Genomic DNA, 998 nt, shown 5'->3' on the forward strand with positions numbered 1-998 from the left:
CGTGCACGCCGTCCGCGTCGTGCGCGACGGGGCGCCGCACCTCGAGGCGGCCGATGCCGACCGGATACCGCTCGACGCGCCCGTCATCGTCGGCCGCCGTCCGCGGCCCCCGCGCGTGATCCGCGGTGCCGCGCCGCGACTGGTGACCGTGCCGTCGCCGCTCGGAGAGATATCGGGCACGCACCTCGCGCTGCGGCAGGACTCCGGCGTCGTCGTCGTGACCGACCTCGACTCCACCAACGGCACCGTCGTGCTGGCCCCCGGCGCCGAGCGCCTCGCGCTGCGCCCGGGGGAGTCGCTCGTGGTCGTGCCCGGCACGCGCATCGACATCGGCGACGGCGTCGTCCTCGAGATCCTGTCCGCCCGATGACCGCCATCGGACCCGACGTCCCGGAGACCTCCCTCGTCCTGCCCGACGGGCGCACGCTCGTGCTGGGCTGGGCGTCGATGACCGACCGCGGCCTCCGCCGCGACCACAACGAGGACAGCGTGCTCGCGGCCGTGCCGTACTTCGCCGTCGCGGACGGGATGGGCGGGCACGCGGCCGGCGACGTGGCGAGCGACGCTGTCATCCGCCGCCTCGCCGAGGAGCAGGAGCGCGCGGAGTCCGGGTTCGCGGATCCCGAGGGCGTGGAGCCGGCGCTCGACCTGGCCGTCGGCGACATCCGCGAGGAGACCGGCGACCTCGAGCTGCACGCCGGCACGACCGTCACGGGCGCTTGCCTCACGCTGGTGTCCGACCGCCCGTACTGGGCCGTGTTCAACGTCGGCGACTCGCGGGTGTACCAGCTGCGCGGCGACGTGCTGGAGCAGGTCACGGTCGACCACTCCGTCGTGCAGGAGATGGTGGACGCCGGCCGCATCACGCGCGCGCAGGCCGACCGGCACCCGGACGGCAACATCATCACGCGGGCCGTGGGCGTGGGCGACGCGTCCGAGGCGGACTACTGGCTGCTCCCCGTGACCGCGCGGCTGCGGCTGCTGGTCTGCTCGGACGG

General features: G+C 75.1%; 2 protein-coding genes. Both read left to right on the forward strand.

Translation table 11 applies throughout. The features are described from left to right. The coding region (locus tag DZG00_RS15775) for an FHA domain-containing protein (RefSeq protein WP_147360079.1) at positions 1 to 370 on the forward strand (370 nt) is incomplete at its 5' end. Beyond that, positions 367 to 998: PP2C family protein-serine/threonine phosphatase (locus DZG00_RS15780; RefSeq protein ID WP_147360080.1), on the forward strand; the 632-nt coding region annotated here is incomplete at its 3' end. The genes DZG00_RS15775 and DZG00_RS15780, both read left to right, overlap by 4 nt.

It is taken from the genome of Clavibacter lycopersici (genome assembly GCF_003576405.1).
GTDB classification, from domain to species: domain Bacteria; phylum Actinomycetota; class Actinomycetes; order Actinomycetales; family Microbacteriaceae; genus Clavibacter; species Clavibacter lycopersici.